This window comes from Halomonas flagellata (genome assembly GCF_022487945.1).
GTDB lineage: Bacteria > Pseudomonadota > Gammaproteobacteria > Pseudomonadales > Halomonadaceae > Halomonas > Halomonas flagellata.
In genome coordinates this window covers 1-635 of the sequence record NZ_JAKVPY010000108.1, presented here as the reverse complement: position 1 = coordinate 635, position 635 = coordinate 1, and the positions used below count along the sequence as shown (strand labels likewise).

Below are 635 nucleotides of genomic sequence, written 5' to 3'. Positions count from 1 at the left end.
CGGCGGCGTCTTGCAGAGCAGAACATGAGTGACCAGCTCAACGCCGATTTGCTTGCTGATATCTGCCAGAACGTGATCGAAAGACGCCAGGCCGATCAGCTCGGTCGGGGAGTCGTTCGCCGGAACAATCACCAGGTCAGCGACCGCCACCACGGAGCGGGTAAGCTCGGAGTCAAAGCCGCCGCAGTCAACGTAAACCAGCTTACCGGCCTCGTCGCGTTCGCGGATGTAGCTCATCAGCTCTTTCTTATTGTTGAAGGTCAAAACAGGCCATTTCGCCTCATCCGGGCGCAGGCGGTTAAGGATGCTGATCCCCTTATGAACATCGATATCGATAACGTCATCTGGGCGCAGCTCGCCGATGAGGTGAACTGACGTGGTGGTTTTCCCGGTGCCGCCTTTGTTGTGTGCTGCTGCGATAACTGTCATAGCCGTTTTCCTTGTGTGCATTGGATAGGGATATATTACATAAACCTTTTGGATGTTCAAAGGATTTATTAGGGATTTCCCTAAGATTTCCATAAGGAGTCTTTAGCGCAGCGCAAAAAAAAACCGAACACTCAGAGAGTGTCCGGCTGATCAGGCGTTAACCTGTGTTAAACCAGCTTGATAAACTTCAGGTAAGCCCTGATGCC

The 635-nt window shown here is 52.1% G+C and carries 1 protein-coding gene; it reads right to left on the bottom strand.

Annotated features, from left to right (window positions below; genetic code table 11):
* Positions 1 to 429: ParA family protein (locus tag MKP05_RS21380; RefSeq protein ID WP_240570147.1), on the bottom strand; the 429-nt coding region annotated here is incomplete at its 3' end.
* Positions 430 to 635: the final 206 nt, after the last annotated feature.